Genomic DNA, 20,566 nt, shown 5'->3' on the forward strand with positions numbered 1-20,566 from the left:
AAAAACTATTAACAAATGACAAATGACAAATGACAAATGACAAAACAAAGGGGTAAAGTCTACCTCGTAGGTGCTGGGCCTGGAGATGCGGCATACCTAACAATAAAAGCTTACAATCTCTTAGCTACTGCTCAGGTATTAGTCTACGATGCTTTAGTAGATGCTCAATTATTGCAGTGCGTACCAGATAATTGTCTGAAGTTAGATGTCGGCAAACGCGGTGGCAAACCCAGTACAAGCCAAGCACAGATTAACAAGTTACTGGTAAACCACTGTCTGCAAGGAAAACAAGTTATACGCCTCAAATCAGGCGATCCGTTGATTTTTGGGCGTTGCACTTCCGAAATTGAAGCGTTGAAAGCATCCGGTTGTGATTTTGAACTAGTACCAGGAATTTCCTCAGCCCTAGCAGCACCTTTATTGGCAGGAATCCCCCTAACAGATCCGGTGTTAAGCCGCACTTTTGCAGTCCTTACAGCTCACGAACCAGAAGTTTTAGACTGGGAGGCGCTGTCACGCTTAGAGACACTGGTAATTTTGATGGGAGGGCAACATCTACCAGAGATTGTAGATCAACTGGTAAAACACGGGCGATCGCACTTAACACCCATTGCGATCATCCGTTGGGCAGGAACTCCCGAACAACAAATTTGGACAGCGCAACTGGGCAATATTCTGGAACAAACCGTCGGATTATCCCTTTCCCCAGCAGTAATTGTGATTGGCGAAGTTGTTAGGCTACGCAAGTACTTACAACCTGAGAAAATAGATTGTCAGGATTCGACTTCAGCCAAAACTTTTAGCCCCTCTGCTATGTCAAGCAATTTCCCCCTATCTCCCCTTACTGGTAAAATAATCTTAGTGACACGTTCAGTTGGTCAATCGAGTCAATTTAGTGATCGCCTTATTGCATCAGGTGCAACAGTCATCGAAATGCCTACCTTAGAAATCGGCCCGCCCTCCAGTTGGGAAGCTTTGGATCGTGCGATCGCTCATTTATCTGACTTTGACTGGTTAATTCTCACTTCTACCAATGGCATAGACTACTTTTTTGAAAGGCTAACTACCCAAGGTAAAGATAGCCGCGCCTTAGCTGGCATCAAAATTGCCGTCGTTGGTGAGAAAACAGCCCAAAGTCTCAAACAACGCTCTCTGCAAGCAGATTTTATTCCCCCCAACTTTGTTGCCGATTCTTTAGTGGAAAATTTTCCAGATAAATTAGATGGTAAAAAGGTATTATTTCCCAGAGTTGAAAGCGGCGGCAGAGAAGTTTTAGTTAAGGAATTAACTCTCAAGGGAGCAAAGGTGATAGAAGTTGCGGCATATCAATCTTGTTGTCCTAGTAGTATTCCACCTGCGGCAAAGTTAGCTCTTCAAAACCGCAAGGTAGATGCGATTACCTTTGCCAGTTCTAAAACTGTACAATTTTTCTGTCAACTTACTAATAATATATTTTCCAACAATGATGCTAGCCAATTCTTAGAGGGAGTTTGTATTGCCTCTATCGGGCCCCAAACCTCCAAAACTTGCCATGATTTATTTGGACGTGTGGATATAGAAGCCCAAGAATACACTTTAGATGGCTTAACCCAGGCACTGATCGTATGGGCGACAAATTCTTAGATGAGGCAGGGGAGGCAGGGGGAGCAGGGGAGCAGGGGAAGCAGGGGAGGTAGGAGAAGTGAGGGACAAAAATTAATAACCAATGCCCAATGCCCAATGCCCAATGACAAATGACAAATGACAAATGACAAAACGTATAATCGGTTTAACCGGAGGTATTGCCACAGGCAAAACCACTGTCACCAATTATTTAGCTAGCACTTATAATCTGCCGATTTTGGATGCAGATATTTATGCTAGAGAGGCAGTATGTTTAGGTTCGCCGATTCTGGGTGCGATCGCTCAACGTTACAGCGAACAAATTTTATTACCAGATGGCAGCCTCAACCGTCAAAAGCTAGGTGAAGTTATCTTTAATCGTCAAGATGAACGCAACTGGATAGACAATTTGATTCATCCTGATGTGCGCGATCGCTTTCTCAAAGCAATTGCTCAGTCTTCGTCACAAATACTGGTGTTAGTAGTGCCTCTATTATTTGAAGCGGGAATGACTGATTTGGTAACTGAAATCTGGGTAGTGCGTTGTTCTCAAGAGCAACAACTACAAAGATTGATACAACGAAACCATTTAAATAGAGAACAGGCACGTGCCAGGATTAACAGCCAGTTATCTATCGAAGAAAAAGTGGCTCATGCAGATGTCGTTTTAGATAACTCCTTCACCCTAGAAGTATTACTAGAGCAGGTAGATATAGCTCTAAAAACTACTAGTAAGGACTAGATGCTATTTATCTTAAAAAAGATACATAGATGACATTCTCAAGACATAAAAGCTTTATAAATTTTCGGATTATCTAGTTAAGTAAAAGAATGTCACCGAAGAGGCAGAGGGGAAGGGGGCTCTTAGCAGTTCTTGAGCAAGCCCAACACTCTGCGACAAGCGTTGCGGAGTATGGGTACGTTCGCGGAGCGTCTCGTTGGCGCAGCCTCTCGTAGAGAAGAGAAGCCCCGCCCTGGAAGGGCGCTCGGCTGGGAAGGGGTTACAAGCTTCGTCCCAGCCTCTCTCCCCTGCTCCCCCGCTCCCTGCTCCCCTACTTCTTTTGACATCTGACCTATTATTGTCCAATAATTCGGTGATTTTACAGTTGAAGCTGCAATTGATAGTACTGTAAATTTAAATGGTTGTTGGGCAAAAGATATCATGGAGTAAATTCAAACATTAATTCAAACATTAATTCAAACATTAATAACTAAAGATTAAGATTGAAGAAAAAATAATTTAAAATCATTGATTTTCTTTTAAAATTATTATTTAAGTACCTTTTCAACGAACTGCCTAATTAGACATTGGGTGATAAATTGCCTTTACTAGCTGTCAATGTGGTTAATTACTAACTAAATTGTCCACCTGTTCAATTCTGGATTGGTGATTGAAAGAGATTTAGATTTACCTAGAGTCTAGAACTCTTTGTTATAGATTTCTTCTTTTGGAGAACTCACTTATGTCTTTGATGAGGACAGGTATGAACTTAAGTTTTAGTTTTTTAAATAAATTAGCTGTGGTTATCTCTCCAGTAACAGAATTAAAACAAAAGAAGAAAATCCATGATTACAGACAACAAGTTTGTGGAGGCGACTACATATTTGAGCGCCTCAATGAAGGAACAATCGGGTACATGACTGGAGTAGGGAAAAGCGTTAAAGCCTGCGATCGCATTATTTTACGAGAAGGTTGTGAATCTTATCAATATCAAGTTGAAGAAATTGATTACTACTCCGCTCCATCTGATATGTGGATAGCTTTACTCAAGCAAATACCGAATGACTAAATATTAAAGTCAACCAGTTGCTTCAATTATAGAGTTCAATACAGTTCAGAATGAGCAACAAAATCCCGTTTATCGCATCTTTAAAGACCAATTATCTACACGATTCTCCTTCTCTTACTAGATAATAGTAGAAGTAAGGTACATCATAGTCTGCTCCTGGCTTGTTACAGGTTTTTGCAAATACATGAGATACACCCCTCCCCAACCCTCTTCTTACCAAGGGGAGGATGCGCGATAACGCTCTGTGAATCCTAGCTCAATTTCCTGTAAATTTTGTTCAAAGCCAATCGGTTTAATGTTCCTTAAAATGGCTTTATCAAATTTGCCTATTCTCCAGTATTGATTTCCCCAAGGCTTATTTTGATCGTAAAATCCTGGCGCTCGAAAACTTGCAAATTTAATTTCATTTTTAACGTTGTAAAAATCTCTCCATTTTGTGATGTTGGTAGCTAGCGTAGTTCTAACTTTTCTACTTTGCTCTCCTGATACAATTATCCTCTGATCAAGGGGGAACTGAGTAGCAACTTCTTTTTGATCGATTAGATTTCTCAGAAGATTAGTTTTGACTATTGTGCCGCTTGGATCTTGCCACGTTTACTTTTCTTAATTGGATAAAGTCGGACTCAGCTGTCGAAGAAACTCAATATTCAAATCTAGCTTTTCTCCTAACCATAGCGAATGAACTGCGTGGTCTGTCACAGCATCGCCTGTCTCAGGGTGGACGAGGATATCCAATCCGTCACGATTGAGCATTAACCAGGGAACGACTTTATCAAACTGATTCGGTAAGAAAGCAACTTGATACATTGCTTTTGGGTGAGGGCCGATGGGCTTGTCAAACCAGCGTCCGAGTTGCACGTCAAACCTAGCGCCTAATCCTTCGCGTACACGCGCAGCTACATCCCGACTCTCAGGATCGAAGTAAACATGAGCATGAAAACCAGTTATCTCGATAGTCTCTTCTTTCATAAATCCACTTTTCGCTCTCAACTCTAATTTTGGGTAGCAGACTTTTTCTTTCGTCGTAGTCAATTTTCATCCTGGGGCGGTAAGGTGTCATTTTGACAGTATAATCGAGCATTGTTTGAATGAAGCGATCGCTGATAATCCGCCCATAACTTTTCGCCCCCGCCTCTACTTCATAATCGCATTGTGGCATCTTTTCTACGTCGTTGTAGGCGTGGACTTCGGGAAGGTTAAAGTCACCGTCTTTGGACTCTACCACTAAACCATATTTCTTTACCTGTTCATAATCACATCTTGAGCAAAAAGTGGACATCCAACCCAGCTTTTTGCAGTCTAGCGCCATAGAATCCACCTAATGCTTCAGCTCCCAGAATGGAATACGTGCGATCAGACATTTTTTCTATAACGGAATTTTCCTAGAAACATCAGAAGGTGATGTCTGACGGGAGTATGCGTCTAGGTGTAGTTTATTCACCGCCTGATTTTAAATTTATTTTGTTTAATAAAACTTAAAATAGGTTTATTATCCTTTAAAATCTTTTGCAGAGATTTAGGTAAGATATATGGCTGATATTGTTGATATTGCAGTTACGGCTGAGTCGTTTAAAACACTGGTGGCAGCTGTACAGGCTGCTGGTTTAGTAGAAACATTAAAAAGTCCTGGCCCGTTCACTGTCTTTGCACCAAATGACGATGCTTTTGCCAAATTACCAGCGGGAACTATCCAAACTCTGTTACAGAATATTCCCCAGCTAACGCGAATTTTAAAGTATCATGTCGTTCCCGGAAAGCTGCTACAAGCTGATTTAGCACAACTCGGTACGGTTAATTCTGTAGAAGGTTCACCGATTAAAATTGATTCTTCTGATGGTTTTGAAGTTAAAAATGCCACAGTTTTAGCAGCAGACATCGAAGCTGATAATGGTGTGGTACACGTTATCGATACGGTAATTTTACCGGGTTAATTCGGCTGGGGTGGGTGTTTTCCACCCTAGTTATCCAAAAATTTTATAATTAACTAACTATTGGTAGTATTAAAACGCAACTCAATAGTTTAATTTATGTTATATTTGCAATGTGATTACTCACTCATATATTAATGTTGATTTCGTTATTTTAAAATACAATAAATTAAATTCTTAAAACGCTAACATCTATCCCAACAAATTAATGCTCGATTTAAACACCTTAGTTGAGTTCTCTCGTGGCAACTGCATAAGTATTTGTGCATTTCTCGTACCAGCGAACTTGCTTGTCACAATTTTAACGATGAGCCTGGTAGCGTTACGTCGTCCATCGCATCAAGTGTGGCAATCTGCTGGAATCGCTAGCTTTTTCGCTTCTGTAATGATATTGCACGTATATACTTGGTTCATGATTGGCGTAGTGATGGCTCCTACTTATATTTTGCTGTGGCTAGCAATCACTTGTTTGGTGACTAATTTTGCAGCAATTATTTTTCAAAGACGCTACAGTAACAGTCCTAGTCTTTCCAACTGAAGTCTATCGGGCGTCTATAGGTGATATTTTCCGAAAATGATCATTTGACGCCTATCCATTCATGCTCAAGGATGGCATATAACCAAGAGTCTCGCCATTCTCCCTTAATCCAATGGTGTTCTCGCAAATACCCTTCCTGCTGCATTCCAATTTTTTGCATAACTCGTGCAGAGGCAATGTTTTCTGGATGGCAAGTGGCAAAGATGCGATGTAAGTCTAACTGCTGAAAACCAAAGGATACAACTGCTTTTACAGCTTCAGTTGCATATCCTTGTCCCCAAAATTCCTGAGTTAAACAGTATCCAATAGAGCCTGTTTTGTTACCAGCATCCTGAACGGATATGCGACAGATACCAATCAATTGCTTTCGGGGTTTTAAAGTTACTGCCAAGGCAAAATGCTGACGAGGTTCTTCCCATTGTAATGAAATCTCTGTTTGCAAAAAGTTTTTGGTATCTTCTTCACTATTGGGGCCAAAGGTTAAATAACGCACAACTTTAGGATCGCTAGCATATTGATGAACCTCTTGCCAATCTGATTCTACAAAGTCTCGCAGTATAAGACGTTCGGTTTCTAGTGGTATCATTTGGGAAATTCTGCACGTAACTGATTGACTACCCAATCTAGTCCCACGGAATGGGCGGCTTTGAATAATAAACGATCGCCTGCTTGCACAAATGTTTTCAACCTAGCCACCAACTCGGCATGAGTTGCAAAGCACTCCGATGGGATACCCTCGGCACTAAGAGCGATCGCTTCGGCATCTTGTCCATCTACCAAAACCAACAAGCCATCTAAATTCAACTTTTGCACCGTTTCTCCCACTCGCTGGTGCAACTGTTGCGATCGCTCTCCCAATTCTTTCATTGCACCCAATACGGCAATTTTTCGCTTTCCGGGTGTGTCTGCCAATAATTGCAACGCTGCAATCATAGCTTCGGGTGCAGCATTATAAGTCTCATCTAAGATTACCACATCATTGGGTAAGGTAAATCGCTGCGATCGCCCTGTGGGCATATCCACCATTACACCTGCTTTTAAGGATGCCCAATCGATCCCCAACACCTTTGCCACCGCTAAAGCTGCCAAGAAATTAGTGGCATTATGACGACCAGGTAAAGGTAGAGGTAGTTGGATTCCTGCGACTTCCACAGTCTCGTTATCAATTAACTGCCCTTGAATATCCCCACCAGAAAAGCCGTAAGTCAAAACTTTTCCGTGCCAAACTTTTGCTGCTGTGGCCATTAATAAAGGATTGTCGTGGTTGAGAATTGCCACACTATCAGCAGGCATTTCCGCTAACAACTCACATTTTGCTTCAGAGATCGCTTCTTCAGAACCTAGTAACTCAATATGTGCCGTCCCCACATTGGTAATCACTCCAATTGTTGGCCGCGCTATTTGCGTCAGTTCGGCAATTTGTCCCCTACCCCGCATTGCCATTTCAATCACAGCATAGTCATTTTCGACGCCAAGTTCTAGGAGAGTTTTCGGAACACCGATTTCGTTGTTGTAATTTCCATAAGTTTTGTGAACTCGTCCCTTTGTTCCTAAAACTGCGGCGATCAATTCTTTGGTTGTAGTTTTACCCACCGAACCTGTTACACCAATTACAGGAATATTAAAGCGATCGCGCCACCATCGACCAAGTTTTTGATATGCCTTGAGGGTGTCTTTTACCTGTAATACAGGAAATCCCGGATTTTTGTATTCAAAATCTACGATTGCAGCTATTGCCCCCTTTGCGATCGCAGTTGGCACGAATTCATGTCCATCAAACTTATCGCCTCGGAAAGCGACAAATATTTCACCTGGCTTCAAGGTACGGCTATCTGTTTGGATACCGCTAGTTACTTGTGTTAAAGCAGTTTCAGATAAGTTTACAGAGTGGGCTAAAATAACTTCAGCCAGTTGGGTTAGGGTGACAGAACAAAGCATAAACAATTTATAATTTAAAGTTCAAAATCATAAAAGCAAAAAATAGTGGCAAAGAAGTTTAACTTCCGTGCCACGCTTTATTTATAAGCTACTTATACAGTTTAATCAAGTAAAGGACAATGGGCATAACAAGTTATGTTCAATCGCCCTATGCACGATTTTTAATCAAGATTACTTGCACAATTTGTATTGCTATCTCACTCGAAACCCCTAAAGCTTGATATAAATCAATTAAGAAGTATTTTTCTTCTTCAGGTATAATACCTTCAGCTAGGACAAAATCGGTGGCTACTGCAAAGGCTGTTTCCCGCAAATCTTGAGATAAAGAATCTTTTGCTGCATTAAACAAAGCATTAAAGTCATCACCTTGGAGAATGCCCAAAATTTTTTCAAACAGCCTGTTCATTACTTCATTGGAATAACTTTTAAAAAGTTTCATCCGAGATAGCACAGAAATGATAGAATTTTCTTGCTCAACAGAAAGATAACCGTCTGAAGCAGTTGCCGTCAATATAATGACAGCAAAAGCTTCCGCTGGACTGAGTGCTGCTTGGGCTTGGCTTTCTCTGCCCAACACAGCGTCAAATAGACCCATTGTAGTAGCTCCTTGGTTAGAGTCCCAATAGTGTCACAGTTACCTGTATGTTTGGTAGATTTACAGGAAAGACTGTGATACTTGAGACTTTCATCCTTTAGTGTTCCCAGGATTTATTCACGGCGAACACTTATATCCAATGGTTTTTGGCAGGAACTACATTGCCATCTATAAACTTAGCGTTCTCCTGTCTTTTCTATTGTCTCAATTACCGCCAAACCTATACCAGAAGCTGCCATTAACAGTACTACTGATATCAAATAGGCGTTGGTCAGCATTCGTAAAGCTTCATCGAAAAAAATATAGGTGGTCATTGCTTCACCTTTTGAACTTTGTGTTGCTAGTGCTTTTTATTTCTCCACACCCTGATAGGTGAATTTCGTTAAGAAATTGCTAGCAATTGCATCTTAACAAAACTTTAGCTCTTTCAGAACAGCATTCAAACTTTTTATTTCTGAAGATTTGATGAATTTTAGAAAGCCTTTGTAAAAGAAATTACTTAGTTTTAGTTTAGTTCGCAAGTTGTATCACCCTAAATTTACGTAAAGATAGTTGTTAAATATGTCAACTAACTCACAAATAATTCTGAGAATAAACATCTACAAATTGCCTATTTTTGCAAACTATATTGTAAATATAGAAGAAGATTTCCAGTTTCTCAAAGAGATTAGGAATCTGAGCTACAAATTAAATAGGATTACTACATCTCAGTGCATATACGAAAGTTATTCAATTAGGAATTCTGAGGTTTCACTTAAAAAAAGGGTGTTGCAGAACAGTGGAATAAATTGGGACAAGCTGTTGAAGCTCTTGAAGCAGAGGGGGAATTTTAGAAGTCCCCAAATTATCACGCTTTCTCTGCAAGGCCAAAAAAGAGATGCCTAAAATAAACAGCGTTCAATTGTCGCTACAACTGATTGAGAAAGAGAATCAAAATCGTAACCACCTTCTAAGCCAAACAGAATTTTACGAGTTACTCCTAGACAATAATCAGTAAATAAAGCGTAGTCTTCTGGCTGCAAATTAATACTTGCCAAAGGATCTGCGGCATTGCCATCATAACCAGCACTCACAATCAGTAAATCCGCTTGAAAGTTAACTAAAAACGGTACGACTTGTTTTTCAAATAGTGGCTGATATATGGCAATATCACTACCAGGGCGTACTGGTAAATTTAATACATTATTGTGAAAGCCGCGTTCTGTCGATCTTCCCGTACCGGGATAGCATGGATACTGATGTAGGGAACAATAGGCGATGCGTGCTTCTGTTTCAATGATCGCCTGAGTACCATTACCGTGATGCACATCCCAATCGAGGATGGCGACGCGGTTAATTCCAGGTTGTTGTAGAGCAAATAAAGCAGCGATCGCGGCATTAGAAAATAGACAAAAGCCCATCCCTGCATCACTTTCAGCATGGTGTCCTGGAGGACGCGCTAGTACAAAAGCTGGATTAGCCAACCGTAACACAACCTCAACTCCATCTAACCATGCACTGACTGCCAACAATGCCACATCATAACTGCGCGGGGAAATTGGCGTATCTCCATCCAAAGGGCCGCCGCCATTAGAAGCGATTTGCCACAGTTTTTTGATGTAGGCTGGGCTATGTGCTCTAACCAACGAAGACATCAGTGATAGCTGTTCTGATGCTGGTGTGGGCGATCTCCAGGTAATTTTATCTGCGAATGTAGCTGCTTTTAGGGCATTTGCGATCGCACTTAAACGTTCTGGTTTTTCGGGATGGTATTTTCCAGTCTTGTGATCTAAAAATTCGTCGGAATAAATGACTGGCAGCATAGGACGAAAAAGGTCGGCAGCAGGACAATGAATTTTATTGTATCCTCACGGGTACAAACAGTTTTTACTGTACTAACGCTCTTCCATCACTCTGGTCAAAGAAAAATTTTAGGCAACTTTTAAACAAAGGACAGGAACTGGGTTTGGAGCTTTATTTTCTAACATTATGGCTAAAATCATCTCTTTTGCCTGAAAGTCTTGTGTAGTAAGGATTATTGTTTTATGCTCTGGTGAGAGTGATGGAAGAGCGCTAAGTAACTTGGTGCAATAAAACCAAACTATGTGAATAAAAGTTAACTAGGCTAAAACCCTCTTCCCTCCTACCTCCTGGCTTCTCTCAACGATAAATTTTCCCACCCAGTTACTTAGATCGTTGGTCGTTTACTTTTGAGAACTTCTGTTGCTTTGTGTTCAGAAAGTGGGCGGTAGAATAAAAAGCCTTGTACCTCCTCGCAGTTGATAGATTTCAAGAATTCCAATTCCTCTTCCTTCTCTACCCCTTCGGCTGTTAACTTTAATCCCAAGCTGTGTCCCAAGGTAACTATCGCCTGGATAATATGAGCTACTTTGGCATCCTGCGTCAAATATTGAATAAAAGATTTATCTATTTTCAGATTGTGGAGTGGCAAAAGTTGTAGGCGCGAAAGCGAGGAATGACCTGTACCAAAGTCATCAATGGAGATGTAAACACCCATCTGCTGTAGCTCCTCTAACACCCTTGTGGTAAAATCCAAGTCCTTAATCGCTGTGGTTTCCATAATTTCTAGTTCTAAAAAGCGCGGCTCTAGACCTGTTTGTTCTAAAACCTTGGCTATAGTCTCTACCAATTTGGGTTGGCGGAACTGCTTCAGAGAAAGATTGACAGCGATCATAATTGGTGGCAATCCAGCATCTTGCCATGCTTTATTTTGGCTACAGGCCGTCTGTAGAGTCCATTCGCCGATGGGGACAATTAATCCACTTTCTTCGACCAGGGGAATGAATACACTGGGGGCGACCAATCCCATCTCTGGGTGCTGCCAACGCAACAGAGCCTCCATACTAGTAATTTCTCCTGTGGCAATGTTCACACGAGGCTGATAGTACAGCGTAAATTCATTGCGTTCTAGGGCATAGCGCAAGCTCTTTTCTAAAGTCAGAAGTTCAGGATTTTTAGCACTTAGGGAAACACTATAGAATTGGTAGTTATTCCGCCCTTTGTCTTTGGCATAGTACAAAGCGGCATCTGCGTGCTGGATTAGTGTTTCGGCGTCAGGGCTGTTGTTATCAAGTAAGGCAATACCGAGGCTGGCAGTCACATAAAGTTCATGCCCTTGGAGATGAAAAGCATCTTCAAAGGCTTGTAAGATTCTCTGCGCCACCAAAGTTACCTCTTCAATATCATTGACTCGTGGGAGTAAAATCGTAAATTCATCGCCTCCCCAACGGGCTACAGTATCTCCGCCTCTGAGTGAGTCTTTTAATCTTTGAGAGACACTTTGTAACAATTGGTCTCCCAGAGTGTGCCCCAGAGTATCATTAATGACCTTGAAGCTATCCAGATCGAGAAAGATCACAGCTAAACTTTCGTCATTTCGAGTGGCGTTGGGCAGAGTTTTACTGAGCAGCTCATTAAATAGTAGACGATTGGGCAACCCTGTCAGCAAGTCATGGAGGGCTTGATAGCGAATCTTTTCTTCTACTTGTTGACGCTGCCGCGCACCAATGATACTAGCGGCCATCGTCAAAAGAGTAGATTCTTCGTGCTTTGACCAATGACGCTCAAAGGTACAGTCTGCCAAGCCAAGATACCCCCAGAAATCATTATCCAAGCGAAGAGGCACTAAGAGAAGAGATTGAATGCCATCTCGAATCAGGAATTCTTGTTCGGCGACAGGAAATTTTTGGGTGATTCCGCTAATCGATTTGCCGCTAGAGAGAACTGTGTACCAACGGGCTAATCCAGAAGTTTGATAAGGCTGATTCTGCCAATGGTTACGGGTAGATTCAATACAAGATTGTGTCCATTCAAACCGTAGGCTGACTGCCATTTCTTCTGTAACAGGATGGAGATGGTTCTCAAAGAGATAGGCACGATCTGCCTTGGCAGCTTCGCCTAGTACAGCTAGAGCTCGATCGATACCAGTTTCGTAATTCATTTCTCCTAGCAAATAATTGGCAGCTTCTGCAACTGCTTGTAACAAGCGATCGCGCTGCCGTAGTTCGGTTGTAGCTTGCTTTTGCTCTGTAATATCCCTAATAATAAAACTTCTAATTAAATCACTTTCAGGAAGATAGAGAACGGATTGTTCAAAAACTTCTGTACCTACTTCCACCTCCCGCACAAAAGAATTTTTTTCTAGATTGTTAACTCCAATCAAGAGTCCCGTTAAGATTGGGTGTTCTGTTCCAATTTCCCTAAGATTGGGAAACTTGATAGCTGCGGCTGGATTGAGATAAGTAATTCTTCCCTCGAAATCCATCTCAATAATTGGATTGGGAATGAGTTCAGGAAACGATGCTAGGCGAGCTAGAGCAGACTCACTAGCTGCTTCAAAGCTGGGATCGATAGCTAAGGTTTGAAAAGGATTGGCAGGACTGGCTTGCTCTGATAAGAAACCAGATAAGTCTTCAACATCAAAAGATTCAGAAAATGCTTGTTCTGAAATGTTGGAAATAGCATAATATTTAGCCTGAGCTTTATTACTGCCAAAAGCAATAATATCTCCATGCCTAAGATTATGAGAAAAGCATTTATTACCATTTACAAATAAGCCATTAGTACTTCCTTTACCCTTATAGTTGCCATCAATAATCTGGAAGCCGTATTGGTCAGTTTCTGGAACAGTTACTCGCAATAAAATTGCATGTTGCATTGATACTGACCGGGAAGCCAAGACAATAGTGTTTGCAGGATGCCGCCCCAGAGAATAAGTAGTCTCTCGTAAGGGGACAGTTCGCCGCCCTTCCAGGTCTTGGATGACCAACAGATGGCGTATTTTTTCCCGCTCATTTCCTCGCATGGCTGTTCCTCAATTTCTCATACAATTAATATTTATGTCTTAGTCTAAAAAAGACTGCTCCTATAAGTCCAGAATTTTAGGCTGCACTTATGGTAAAATTTGCTTCATAAAAGTTCTCAATCATTTGCGTAGGCGTAGCCCGCCGCAGGCATCGCAAAATTGGTCTAAAAGTGTAGACCAGCCTTTACCTTCATGATTGACCGCAAGCACTCTTCTTTTTATGGAATGAGTTGGCTAATTGTTAAATCAGTTTTTTTAATAGAAATTCTGTTGTTTTTTATATTCATACATAAGTTATAAACTTTGTTACTTTGTCTACATCATCTAACCTTGTCTTTCTTAGGATACCCAGACTAACAATTCAAAATTAAAATTTCAAAATTATACCCTTACAGGCAAGCAAGCTAGGCGTAGCGTCACGTAAAGCCTGCGGCATAGCTACGCTTAGGGCACAGCCTCTTGTAGAGAAGAGAGTTACATGAGGGAATTTCAACCCTGACTAAAACTGAACAAAGTCGGAGCCAATCCGTCTCCGAGCTAAGTATAGATGTTGGCGTTAGCCTCTCTCTTTAGGAACTAGTTATTCATTAGTCACATCTTTACTTAAAATTTATAAAATACCTAATCTCCAACCTCATAAAGTTAGGGACTTTTTATGTCTTATATATTGAGTATTAGTCCAACAACTTAGGGATAATAGAGAGGTATGTTTAACTTTTCCTTCCCCTGATAATGGGGTTAAGAAAGTAAGCATTGGTTAAGCATGGTTGATGAGTATGAATTGATACCTATTGTTTACGATTAAATGCTGAAAATAAGTGTTTTGAGCATTGGATGAGCATTTTAGAGAGAGTGAAGGCTGAAGTGTTGATATTATGTCGGTTTATCGTAATCTGCAAGAAACTCACTTAAATCGTGCCCGCGCCAGTCTCAGACAAGCGCTTTCTTGGTATGGATATCTTCGCAAGTCAGGACAGCTTTCATCTAACCCAGAATTGGTAGGTTTGGTAAAACCAGAATTGGAAGCTTTGAATGCCACACTCAACAAGCTAGATTCAAACATCATTAGAATAGCTGTCTTTGGTTTGGTGAGTCGAGGAAAGTCAGCAGTTTTAAATGCCTTACTGGGAGACAAAATTCTGCAAACTGGGCCCCTAAATGGTGTCACCCAATGGCCGCGTTCCGTGCGATGGCAGCCCGGTGGGAAGGTACTAGTAGAGTTAATTGATACTCCCGGATTAGACGAAATTGCGGGTGAGTCACGGGCAGATATGGCACGAGAAGTAGTACATCAGGCAGATTTGATTTTGTTTGTCGTGTCTGGTGATATCACGCGTACTGAGTATCAAGCACTGCTAGAATTAAGGCGATCGCAAAAACCCCTAATTTTAGTGTTTAACAAGATAGATCTATACCCAGATACCGATCGCGGAGTGATTTACCAAAATTTGCAACAACTCGGTGCTGGAAATCACGCCACGTGCTCCACTTGGGGAAACCCCAAGACCGCAGTGGCTCCCCAAGCAAAGCTTCTACTCCCGGATGAAATTGTGATGGTAGCGGCGGAACCAGCAGCAATGGAAGTGCGGGTTGAGTGGCCTGATGGGCGTGTCAGTTATGAATGGGAAACACCACCACCGCAAGTAGACGAACTCAAAGAGACAATTCTGAATATTCTTAATCGGGAAGGGCGATCGCTTCTGGCTTTAAATGCACTGATCCAAGCACGGGATGCAGAAGCCGCGATCGCTCAAAAAACTATCGATTTACGCGAAAAGGAAGCTGAAGAAATTATTTGGCAATTTACCAAATACAAAGCTTTGGCAGTAATGCTCAATCCCATCGCCTTCTTAGATATCCTTGGCGGAACTGTTGCTGATTTAGCTTTAATTCGTGCTCTCGCTAGATTGTATGGTTTGCCGATGACTAGCTATGAAGCCGGGAAAATTTTAAAAACGATTTTATTTAGTTCTGGTGGCTTGCTACTTGGAGAATTAGGTAGTAGTTTTCTTTTGGGTTTAGGTAAAAGTACGGCTGCAATAACTAGTGGTGACAATCCCAGCAATATTACTGCTTTTGCTGGCAGTGCGATCGCTCAAGCTGGTATCGCCGGATATGGCGCATATTCCGTTGGCAAAGCTGCCCAAGTCTATCTCGAAAAAGGCTGCACTTGGGGACAATTGGGCGCTAGCAGTGTCATTCAAGAGATTCTCTCTCAAGTTGACCAAAACACAATTATGTATCGTCTGCGACAAGAGTTAGGTATAAAGTATTAAGATTTTTGAGTTGTGTTCCGAAAAGTTTCTGTTGACTTAAATTAACCAGGAAGTAAAAACTACCATATCAAGCTCGCTGACACGGCAGTTATAAACTAGCCGAAATTGTGCGCCTAGATTATGCCTTTAGCTTTGCCTTGCTGCTTAGATTTTTTGCCCAAGAATATACCAAAAGCACTAGCCGTCAATGAACCCAATATGATTGAGGGTTCTGGAACAGAAGTAGGTTTCAAAACAGGTGTCAAAAGAAAAGCATGAACAGGGTAATTACGTTCAGGGTCTTGAATAGTACCAGTACCGACAATTTGTCCAGAGTTGTTGATCCCATCTGCGCTTCCCAGAACCCAACCAGAATTAGCAGGAATGAGGTTGTTTAAATTGCTCATTTTCCCGTCACTATAGAAGAAGGGAGAGTCTGCATTACCAACTATCTGCCCAAAATCATTAATATCAGTAGCGTCGCTGTTTGTCCCCCCAAGTGTGCCTAAGTCTTGCAGTGTTCCACTCCCACTGTAGAGAAAGGCGTGGCTAACATTACAAGGGCATTCTTTTGGATCGTTTGGTTCAAAAGTTGCTCCAGTGTCTGCGCTACCAACGACCTGTCCTAAGTTATTGATAGCAGAAGCTACACCTTTTTCACCCCCAAGTGTGCCTAAGTCTTGTAATGCTCCACTCCTAGTGTAGAGGAAAGGGTGATTTTGTCCTGACTGAGTTTGTTTAGAGCCAACTATTTGTCCTGAGTCGTTAATATCATTTGCAGAGCTTAATCCCCCAAGGGTGGTCAGGTCTTGTAATTCTCCACTCCCACTGTAGAAAAAGGCGTGGAATTCTCCTTCCTTGGTTTCTGCCGAGCCAACGACCTGTCCTAAGTTATTGATAGCATTAGCGACACTGGATTCTCCCCCAAGGGTTCCGAGATTTTGCATTCCAGTAGCATCACTCCAGAGAAAAGCATAATCACTTCCATATACAGACTTCTTTGACTCACCGACTACTTGACCAAAATCATTGATTGCGTAGCCAGTGCTTGAGTTACCACCTAAAGTGCCTAAGTCGTCAGTTGCTGAATTAATTGCACTGTTAGGAGCCGTGCGAAAGGCGTTAGAGCGAAAAATATCAGTACTAGGAAGAATTGAGTTACCAACCACTTGACCAGCATTGTTAATGCCGTATGCTGCACTAAAAGCATCAAAGCCAGTAGCAGTAGGGTTTAAGGAACCAAGATCGGTAATAGAGTATAAAGATCCAGCAGCAGCCTGCTGGGGAATTGTAACTTCTCCGATGATTAAGGCGATCAGCCCGATACCTGTAGCGCCCAGAGTATACTTCAACATATTGTTATTAAAACTTTACCTTTATATTTTATCAGTATTTGCTCTACTTAAACGATCAAAAAATATACTGTGTTTCAGGAATACTCGTATTGGTACTTGTGTAAGGGTAGCTGCTTGGAGACAGTACAAGCTGTTAACAATTCACGCATTCACGCATTCAAACATTTTAGACATTTCAGACGAACGCGAGTGCGTCTCTAAGAGTTGAGAAGTGCCAACTCCTGCGGGGAGACGCCAAGGGCGATGCGCTCTTTAAGAGCGTTGTGGCAACTACGTTCCATTTAAACCCCGACTGAAATGGATCGGAGGCGGAGTAGCTCCGACTCCGCGCTACATGTAGATGTAGGGGTCTTAAACCCTTTAATTTACGATAAATTGGGTAGTTAGTTGTACAGATGAGTAGTTCTTTAGGGAGTTTTGAGTTACTAGAGACACGAGTGTTGAGAATAAATAAAAATTGTTTCGCCTTTGTTACCGTTTATAAGTGTTTATCAACTTCTATCAAGCTCTTCTGACAATTGACTGACATTCTCAATTTGGGATGCAAGATTGAGAACATGACCATCTCTACTAGCGATCGCAACTAGTAGAATTCCCTTACCTTTTTAAATCAAAGATGACAAGAGGGTAATTCCCACTCACTTTTGCGAAAAAGATGGCGGTGTTTACCACTACCTCTTGTGGGAAGCCTATCTAAACTGGAAATGTGAGCTGACTGAGGTCATTGAAAGCTCATAGTTAATATCTATCTCTGTAAACAAAGGTGAAAGTATCATGACAACTACCTTAAACTCATTTGAAACTGCTGGAGCGGCAAATATTGAAGAAGCCATTACTAACGCCATTACTGAAGCCCGGACAACTTGCGATCTAGATGGCAGTAATTCTGCTGGTTGTGCCGTAGCTTGGGACATTGTAGAAGAATTGCAAGCTGAGAAAGCTCATAAACAGCAAGCAAAATCAAAGAAAACCTCTTTGGAAAACTACTGCGATCGCCATCCAGATTCCGTAGAGTGTCTAATCTACGACGTTTAACTCTTCCGTAAATCAGTTGTCGCTGATTGCGTTATTTGCTTAATTGCTTCTAAATCAAGTGGTGGTGTTTCACTTTCCATTGCCAACCACAACAGATATTCGATATTCCCAGCAGGGCCAGTGATCGGCGACCAAGTTAAGCCTTTGTATTTCCACCCTAATTTGTGGGCGGCTTGCAACACCTGGAAAATGGCATCAGCTTGGTCGTTTGGATCGCGTACAACACCTTTTTTACCCACACGGGATCTGCCAACTTCAAACTGTGGCTTGACTAATAACACAACTTCTCGGTTTGCTTGAGTTAGTTGCCATAAAGCAGGCAGAATCTTAGTTAAAGAAATAAACGATACATCAACTACCGCCAAATCAGGAATCGCGTCATTGTCGCCATATAACTCATCTGGTCCTAGTTGTCGTAAATTGGTGCGTTCCCGCAAAATCACCCGTGGATCGTTTCGCAACCGCCAGTCCACTTGTCCGTAACCGACATCAATACCGTAAACTTGTTTTGCTCCAGCTTGCAAAAGACAATCAGTAAAACCACCAGTAGAAATCCCACCATCTAAACAAATGCGCTCGGCTACAGGAATGGCAAATACTGACAAAGCTTTGGAGAGTTTTTCACCGCCTCTAGAAACAAAAGGCGATCGCTCTTTAATATTTATTCGAGCTGTAATATCAACTTCAGTACCAGGTTTATCAACTAACTGCTGATTAACAGTAACTTCTCCCGCCTGAATTAACCGTTGTGCTAAGGCGCGAGAAGAACATAAATTTAGCTCTACTAATAGTGTGTCGAGTCGCTGTTTAGCCAATTAACTAGACTCTCCTGGTAAGATTAAAACCAAAGCACGATTAATAATTTCTTCTTGGTTAACCAGCTTTTCTAATTCTTGGGCTTCATAATGACCTTCTTCTACTTTTAGAGAAGCCTCATCAATGGCATTTAAATAGGCTTCTGCTAAGATTTCTAACAATTATTCTGGCGTGAGATAATAGTCCCCAGCTTTGCGTCGCTTATTTTCCCGCTGAATTTCGCGAACTGAATTCCGAATTGAGACTTCCCAAGAGCGAGTCGTGCGATTTTCAGGTTGTTGTTTAATCAGATGCAACAATAAAATTACTGCATAGCTACGAATCGTTTTGATTATGTCATTTCGGCTCATTTCCTCTAATTCTTCAAGTATAATCAATGCTCCTTGAACATCGCCCTTAATAAGTAAGTCTTTCAGGGTTAATAATTCTTCCATAATCAGTGCCTCAAACATCGGCAACTTCTATTGTGGCTGATGACGGTTCTGGTTCAGATAACATAAGCTAATGCGTTTAATCTAGCGATCGCTACTTAAATGTATTATTCTTTTGGAATACACGACATCAAAATAATTAAGATACAGCAAAATCCGTGTATTGCCGTAGTTCAGCAGGATGGAAACCCAAGACAATATCTTTGTGCAAAATACCCGCTTCTAATAATGCCTCTGCTACTGGCTGGGAAGTACCATCATATTGAATCCACACTTTATCATTAATAATATCTATATTAGGACTTACGCAAAAATCGCCCAAAAGCTTAATTTGTCGAACCGCCAAGACGAGGCAGTGCGTTGGGCGGCTCTGCCGACTTGAAGCAACTGCCGTGCCAAGAACGCCAAGAATTCGTAGAGTGTGCGTAAGTCCTATATATGTACCACCGAACCATGTACGCGGCGCACTCCATCCCAGCCAATGTGTAACACTTCGTAGTGGTCTCGCTCCGAGTCTATGACTGCTTCTGTCTCTATTTGACCGTTAGCAGGCTTGTGACTAGCATAGTCAAATATCAACTGACGAATAATTTCACGATACCGAGCTAGCTTATCCATCTGATAATCCTTTCTAGTTGCTCGTCAAAGACAATTAGGTTTATTCCTATACTATTAAGAATTAGCTGACCAAAGCGTTCGGAAAATATACCTTCGTAAACCCGCTTGGGAACTTTGCGGGTAAAAGCTTGAATAAAGCCCTTCTCAACGTCTAGAGTTCACAAAAAAGCGATCGCTCCATAAAACCAAAGTGCGATCGCTATTTAAATTTATGTCGGGGCAGACACCTTGCCCACCTAAAATCTAAATATCTATCTCGCTCAACTCACGTGTGATGTGATCGAATGGTTCATCTACAAAACCAGTATTAATCACACCTGCTGCTGTCACTTGTTCCTTAATCAAATCCTTGAGAATTTGGATACCGCGAACCGTAGGCCCAATAGGCACTCCTAGAGAATTGTAAGTTTCCCGCAGTCCTTGCAGCACTCGTTCATCCAATACATTTGTGTTTCCAGCAACCAGCGCATAGGTGGCATAACGCAGATAGTACTCCATATCTCGCAGACAAGCTGCATAACGACGAGTCGTATAAGCATTTCCACCGGGGCGAATCAATTCTGGCAGTTCTTCAAATAACTGTAAACCAGCCTGCTTGACAAGTACAGCCGCATTAGAATTTATTGCCGCCGCCGCTTGTACTCTTGCTGTACCACTATCAAAGTAAGACTTCAGGCTATCGATCGCATTCCGGTCAAAATACCGACCAGCTAGGTCATAATTCTTAATTAAACTTGTTACTGCATCGCGCATTCCTTCTTCTCCCAATCATTGCTATTTATGGTTTGATATTTATTTGGCTGCACTTATGCACCAGTAAAGTTTTGTGCTATTAAAAATAGATTCGGCACAAAAACAATT

General features: G+C 41.7%; 19 protein-coding genes and 2 pseudogenes. 7 read left to right on the plus strand and 14 right to left on the minus strand.

The features are described 5' to 3' along the window. The first annotated feature begins 36 nt into the window (after nt 1–36). The 3 genes from cobA to HWQ58_RS30330 all read left to right on the plus strand — a co-directional run bounded on the left by cobA (nt 37) and on the right by HWQ58_RS30330 (nt 3,392). Entirely contained in the window at nt 37–1,623 is a 1,587-nt protein-coding gene (gene cobA / locus HWQ58_RS30320; RefSeq protein WP_292871274.1) for a uroporphyrinogen-III C-methyltransferase, read from the plus strand. A 124-nt stretch (nt 1,624–1,747) separates the two neighbouring features. Beyond that, on the plus strand, nt 1,748–2,344 hold the full coding sequence (gene coaE, locus HWQ58_RS30325; RefSeq protein ID WP_292871276.1) for a dephospho-CoA kinase: 597 nt from the start codon (nt 1,748–1,750) through the stop codon (nt 2,342–2,344). A gap of 742 nt (nt 2,345–3,086) precedes the next feature. Continuing rightward, nucleotides 3,087–3,392 carry a hypothetical protein gene (locus HWQ58_RS30330; protein ID WP_292871278.1) on the plus strand — a complete coding sequence of 102 codons (306 nt, stop codon included), beginning with the start codon at nt 3,087–3,089 and terminating at the stop codon, nt 3,390–3,392. Nucleotides 3,393–3,995: 603 nt separating this feature from the next. On the opposite strand, the gene HWQ58_RS30335 is transcribed toward HWQ58_RS30330, so the two are convergent. Beyond that, complete coding sequence (locus HWQ58_RS30335; RefSeq protein ID WP_292871280.1) at nt 3,996–4,361, minus strand: DOPA 4,5-dioxygenase family protein; 366 nt, start codon at nt 4,359–4,361, stop codon at nt 3,996–3,998. Nucleotides 4,362–4,398: 37 nt separating this feature from the next. Continuing rightward, nucleotides 4,399–4,753: pseudogene (locus HWQ58_RS30340) on the minus strand (2-dehydropantoate 2-reductase N-terminal domain-containing protein); the annotation flags it as partial. Nucleotides 4,754–4,921: 168 nt separating this feature from the next. Between HWQ58_RS30340 and HWQ58_RS30345 the strand changes: the two are divergent. Both HWQ58_RS30345 and HWQ58_RS30350 read left to right on the plus strand, forming a co-directional pair. After that, complete coding sequence (locus HWQ58_RS30345; protein ID WP_292871282.1) at nt 4,922–5,323, plus strand: fasciclin domain-containing protein; 402 nt, start codon at nt 4,922–4,924, stop codon at nt 5,321–5,323. Nucleotides 5,324–5,528: 205 nt separating this feature from the next. Then, nucleotides 5,529–5,858 (plus strand): hypothetical protein, encoded by a 330-nt coding sequence (locus HWQ58_RS30350; protein WP_292871284.1) that lies wholly within the window; start codon nt 5,529–5,531, stop codon nt 5,856–5,858. Nucleotides 5,859–5,898: 40 nt separating this feature from the next. Here the strand turns inward: HWQ58_RS30350 and HWQ58_RS30355 are convergent, their stop codons facing one another. The 6 genes from HWQ58_RS30355 to HWQ58_RS30380 all read right to left on the minus strand — a co-directional run bounded on the left by HWQ58_RS30355 (nt 5,899) and on the right by HWQ58_RS30380 (nt 13,195). Then, nucleotides 5,899–6,444: a GNAT family protein gene (locus tag HWQ58_RS30355; RefSeq protein ID WP_292871286.1), complete on the minus strand. Its 546-nt coding sequence runs from the start codon at nt 6,442–6,444 to the stop codon at nt 5,899–5,901. Continuing rightward, complete coding sequence (gene murF / locus HWQ58_RS30360) at nt 6,441–7,796, minus strand: UDP-N-acetylmuramoyl-tripeptide--D-alanyl-D-alanine ligase (protein WP_292871288.1); 1,356 nt, start codon at nt 7,794–7,796, stop codon at nt 6,441–6,443. Before murF ends, HWQ58_RS30355 begins: the two co-directional genes overlap by 4 nt. A gap of 148 nt (nt 7,797–7,944) precedes the next feature. After that, nucleotides 7,945–8,391 (minus strand): tellurite resistance TerB family protein, encoded by a 447-nt coding sequence (locus HWQ58_RS30365; protein WP_292871290.1) that lies wholly within the window; start codon nt 8,389–8,391, stop codon nt 7,945–7,947. 176 nt (nt 8,392–8,567) lie between these two features. Beyond that, the gene (locus HWQ58_RS30370; protein ID WP_190240853.1) at nt 8,568–8,705 is read right to left on the minus strand and encodes a hypothetical protein; all 138 of its coding nucleotides are present in this window, start codon (nt 8,703–8,705) and stop codon (nt 8,568–8,570) included. A gap of 567 nt (nt 8,706–9,272) precedes the next feature. Continuing rightward, the gene (locus HWQ58_RS30375; RefSeq protein ID WP_292871292.1) at nt 9,273–10,193 is read right to left on the minus strand and encodes a histone deacetylase; all 921 of its coding nucleotides are present in this window, start codon (nt 10,191–10,193) and stop codon (nt 9,273–9,275) included. A 365-nt stretch (nt 10,194–10,558) separates the two neighbouring features. Next, nucleotides 10,559–13,195, minus strand: a complete 2,637-nt coding sequence (locus HWQ58_RS30380; RefSeq protein ID WP_292871294.1) for an EAL domain-containing protein — start codon at nt 13,193–13,195, stop codon at nt 10,559–10,561. A gap of 875 nt (nt 13,196–14,070) precedes the next feature. On the opposite strand from HWQ58_RS30380, the gene HWQ58_RS30385 reads away from it, so the two are divergent. After that, nucleotides 14,071–15,471, plus strand: coding sequence for a GTP-binding protein (locus HWQ58_RS30385; protein WP_292871296.1), 1,401 nt, complete (start codon nt 14,071–14,073; stop codon nt 15,469–15,471). Between the two features lie 113 nt (nt 15,472–15,584). On the opposite strand, the gene HWQ58_RS30390 is transcribed toward HWQ58_RS30385, so the two are convergent. Further along, complete coding sequence (locus tag HWQ58_RS30390) at nt 15,585–16,805, minus strand: PEP-CTERM sorting domain-containing protein (RefSeq protein ID WP_292871298.1); 1,221 nt, start codon at nt 16,803–16,805, stop codon at nt 15,585–15,587. 774 nt (nt 16,806–17,579) lie between these two features. On the opposite strand from HWQ58_RS30390, the gene HWQ58_RS30395 reads away from it, so the two are divergent. Continuing rightward, entirely contained in the window at nt 17,580–17,840 is a 261-nt protein-coding gene (locus HWQ58_RS30395; protein ID WP_292871300.1) for a Calvin cycle protein CP12, read from the plus strand. Here the strand turns inward: HWQ58_RS30395 and HWQ58_RS30400 are convergent. The 5 genes and pseudogenes from HWQ58_RS30400 to apcB all read right to left on the minus strand — a co-directional run bounded on the left by HWQ58_RS30400 (nt 17,837) and on the right by apcB (nt 20,458). After that, complete coding sequence (locus HWQ58_RS30400; RefSeq protein ID WP_292871302.1) at nt 17,837–18,655, minus strand: TlyA family RNA methyltransferase; 819 nt, start codon at nt 18,653–18,655, stop codon at nt 17,837–17,839. The genes HWQ58_RS30395 and HWQ58_RS30400 overlap by 4 nt on opposite strands. Next, nucleotides 18,656–19,090, minus strand: a pseudogene (locus tag HWQ58_RS30405) (DUF29 family protein). A gap of 136 nt (nt 19,091–19,226) precedes the next feature. Beyond that, complete coding sequence (locus HWQ58_RS30410; RefSeq protein WP_292871304.1) at nt 19,227–19,433, minus strand: element excision factor XisI family protein; 207 nt, start codon at nt 19,431–19,433, stop codon at nt 19,227–19,229. Nucleotides 19,434–19,519: 86 nt separating this feature from the next. Beyond that, complete coding sequence (locus HWQ58_RS30415; protein ID WP_292871306.1) at nt 19,520–19,705, minus strand: element excision factor XisI family protein; 186 nt, start codon at nt 19,703–19,705, stop codon at nt 19,520–19,522. Between the two features lie 243 nt (nt 19,706–19,948). After that, nucleotides 19,949–20,458 carry an allophycocyanin subunit beta gene (gene apcB / locus HWQ58_RS30420; RefSeq protein ID WP_292871308.1) on the minus strand — a complete coding sequence of 170 codons (510 nt, stop codon included), beginning with the start codon at nt 20,456–20,458 and terminating at the stop codon, nt 19,949–19,951. Nucleotides 20,459–20,566 lie beyond the last annotated feature (108 nt).

This window comes from Nostoc sp. LPT (assembly GCF_017115165.1).
GTDB lineage: Bacteria > Cyanobacteriota > Cyanobacteriia > Cyanobacteriales > Nostocaceae > Nostoc.

What these genes read in the sequence shown, in the direction of transcription:
- HWQ58_RS30335 (WP_292871280.1), bottom strand. Translation starts at nt 4,361, where the DNA reads ATGAAAGAAGAGACTATCGAGATAACTGGTTTTCATGCTCATGTTTAC.
- coaE (WP_292871276.1), top strand. Translation starts at nt 1,748, where the DNA reads ATGACAAAACGTATAATCGGTTTAACCGGAGGTATTGCCACAGGCAAA.
- HWQ58_RS30355 (WP_292871286.1), bottom strand. Translation starts at nt 6,444, where the DNA reads ATGATACCACTAGAAACCGAACGTCTTATACTGCGAGACTTTGTAGAA.
- HWQ58_RS30350 (WP_292871284.1), top strand. Translation starts at nt 5,529, where the DNA reads ATGCTCGATTTAAACACCTTAGTTGAGTTCTCTCGTGGCAACTGCATA.
- HWQ58_RS30365 (WP_292871290.1), bottom strand. Translation starts at nt 8,391, where the DNA reads ATGGGTCTATTTGACGCTGTGTTGGGCAGAGAAAGCCAAGCCCAAGCA.
- apcB (WP_292871308.1), bottom strand. Translation starts at nt 20,458, where the DNA reads ATGCGCGATGCAGTAACAAGTTTAATTAAGAATTATGACCTAGCTGGT.
- HWQ58_RS30390 (WP_292871298.1), bottom strand. Translation starts at nt 16,805, where the DNA reads ATGTTGAAGTATACTCTGGGCGCTACAGGTATCGGGCTGATCGCCTTA.
- cobA (WP_292871274.1), top strand. Translation starts at nt 37, where the DNA reads ATGACAAAACAAAGGGGTAAAGTCTACCTCGTAGGTGCTGGGCCTGGA.
- HWQ58_RS30375 (WP_292871292.1), bottom strand. Translation starts at nt 10,193, where the DNA reads ATGCTGCCAGTCATTTATTCCGACGAATTTTTAGATCACAAGACTGGA.
- HWQ58_RS30380 (WP_292871294.1), bottom strand. Translation starts at nt 13,195, where the DNA reads ATGCGAGGAAATGAGCGGGAAAAAATACGCCATCTGTTGGTCATCCAA.
- HWQ58_RS30385 (WP_292871296.1), top strand. Translation starts at nt 14,071, where the DNA reads ATGTCGGTTTATCGTAATCTGCAAGAAACTCACTTAAATCGTGCCCGC.
- HWQ58_RS30370 (WP_190240853.1), bottom strand. Translation starts at nt 8,705, where the DNA reads ATGACCACCTATATTTTTTTCGATGAAGCTTTACGAATGCTGACCAAC.
- HWQ58_RS30345 (WP_292871282.1), top strand. Translation starts at nt 4,922, where the DNA reads ATGGCTGATATTGTTGATATTGCAGTTACGGCTGAGTCGTTTAAAACA.
- HWQ58_RS30395 (WP_292871300.1), top strand. Translation starts at nt 17,580, where the DNA reads ATGACAACTACCTTAAACTCATTTGAAACTGCTGGAGCGGCAAATATT.
- HWQ58_RS30415 (WP_292871306.1), bottom strand. Translation starts at nt 19,705, where the DNA reads ATGGATAAGCTAGCTCGGTATCGTGAAATTATTCGTCAGTTGATATTT.
- murF (WP_292871288.1), bottom strand. Translation starts at nt 7,796, where the DNA reads ATGCTTTGTTCTGTCACCCTAACCCAACTGGCTGAAGTTATTTTAGCC.
- HWQ58_RS30330 (WP_292871278.1), top strand. Translation starts at nt 3,087, where the DNA reads ATGAACTTAAGTTTTAGTTTTTTAAATAAATTAGCTGTGGTTATCTCT.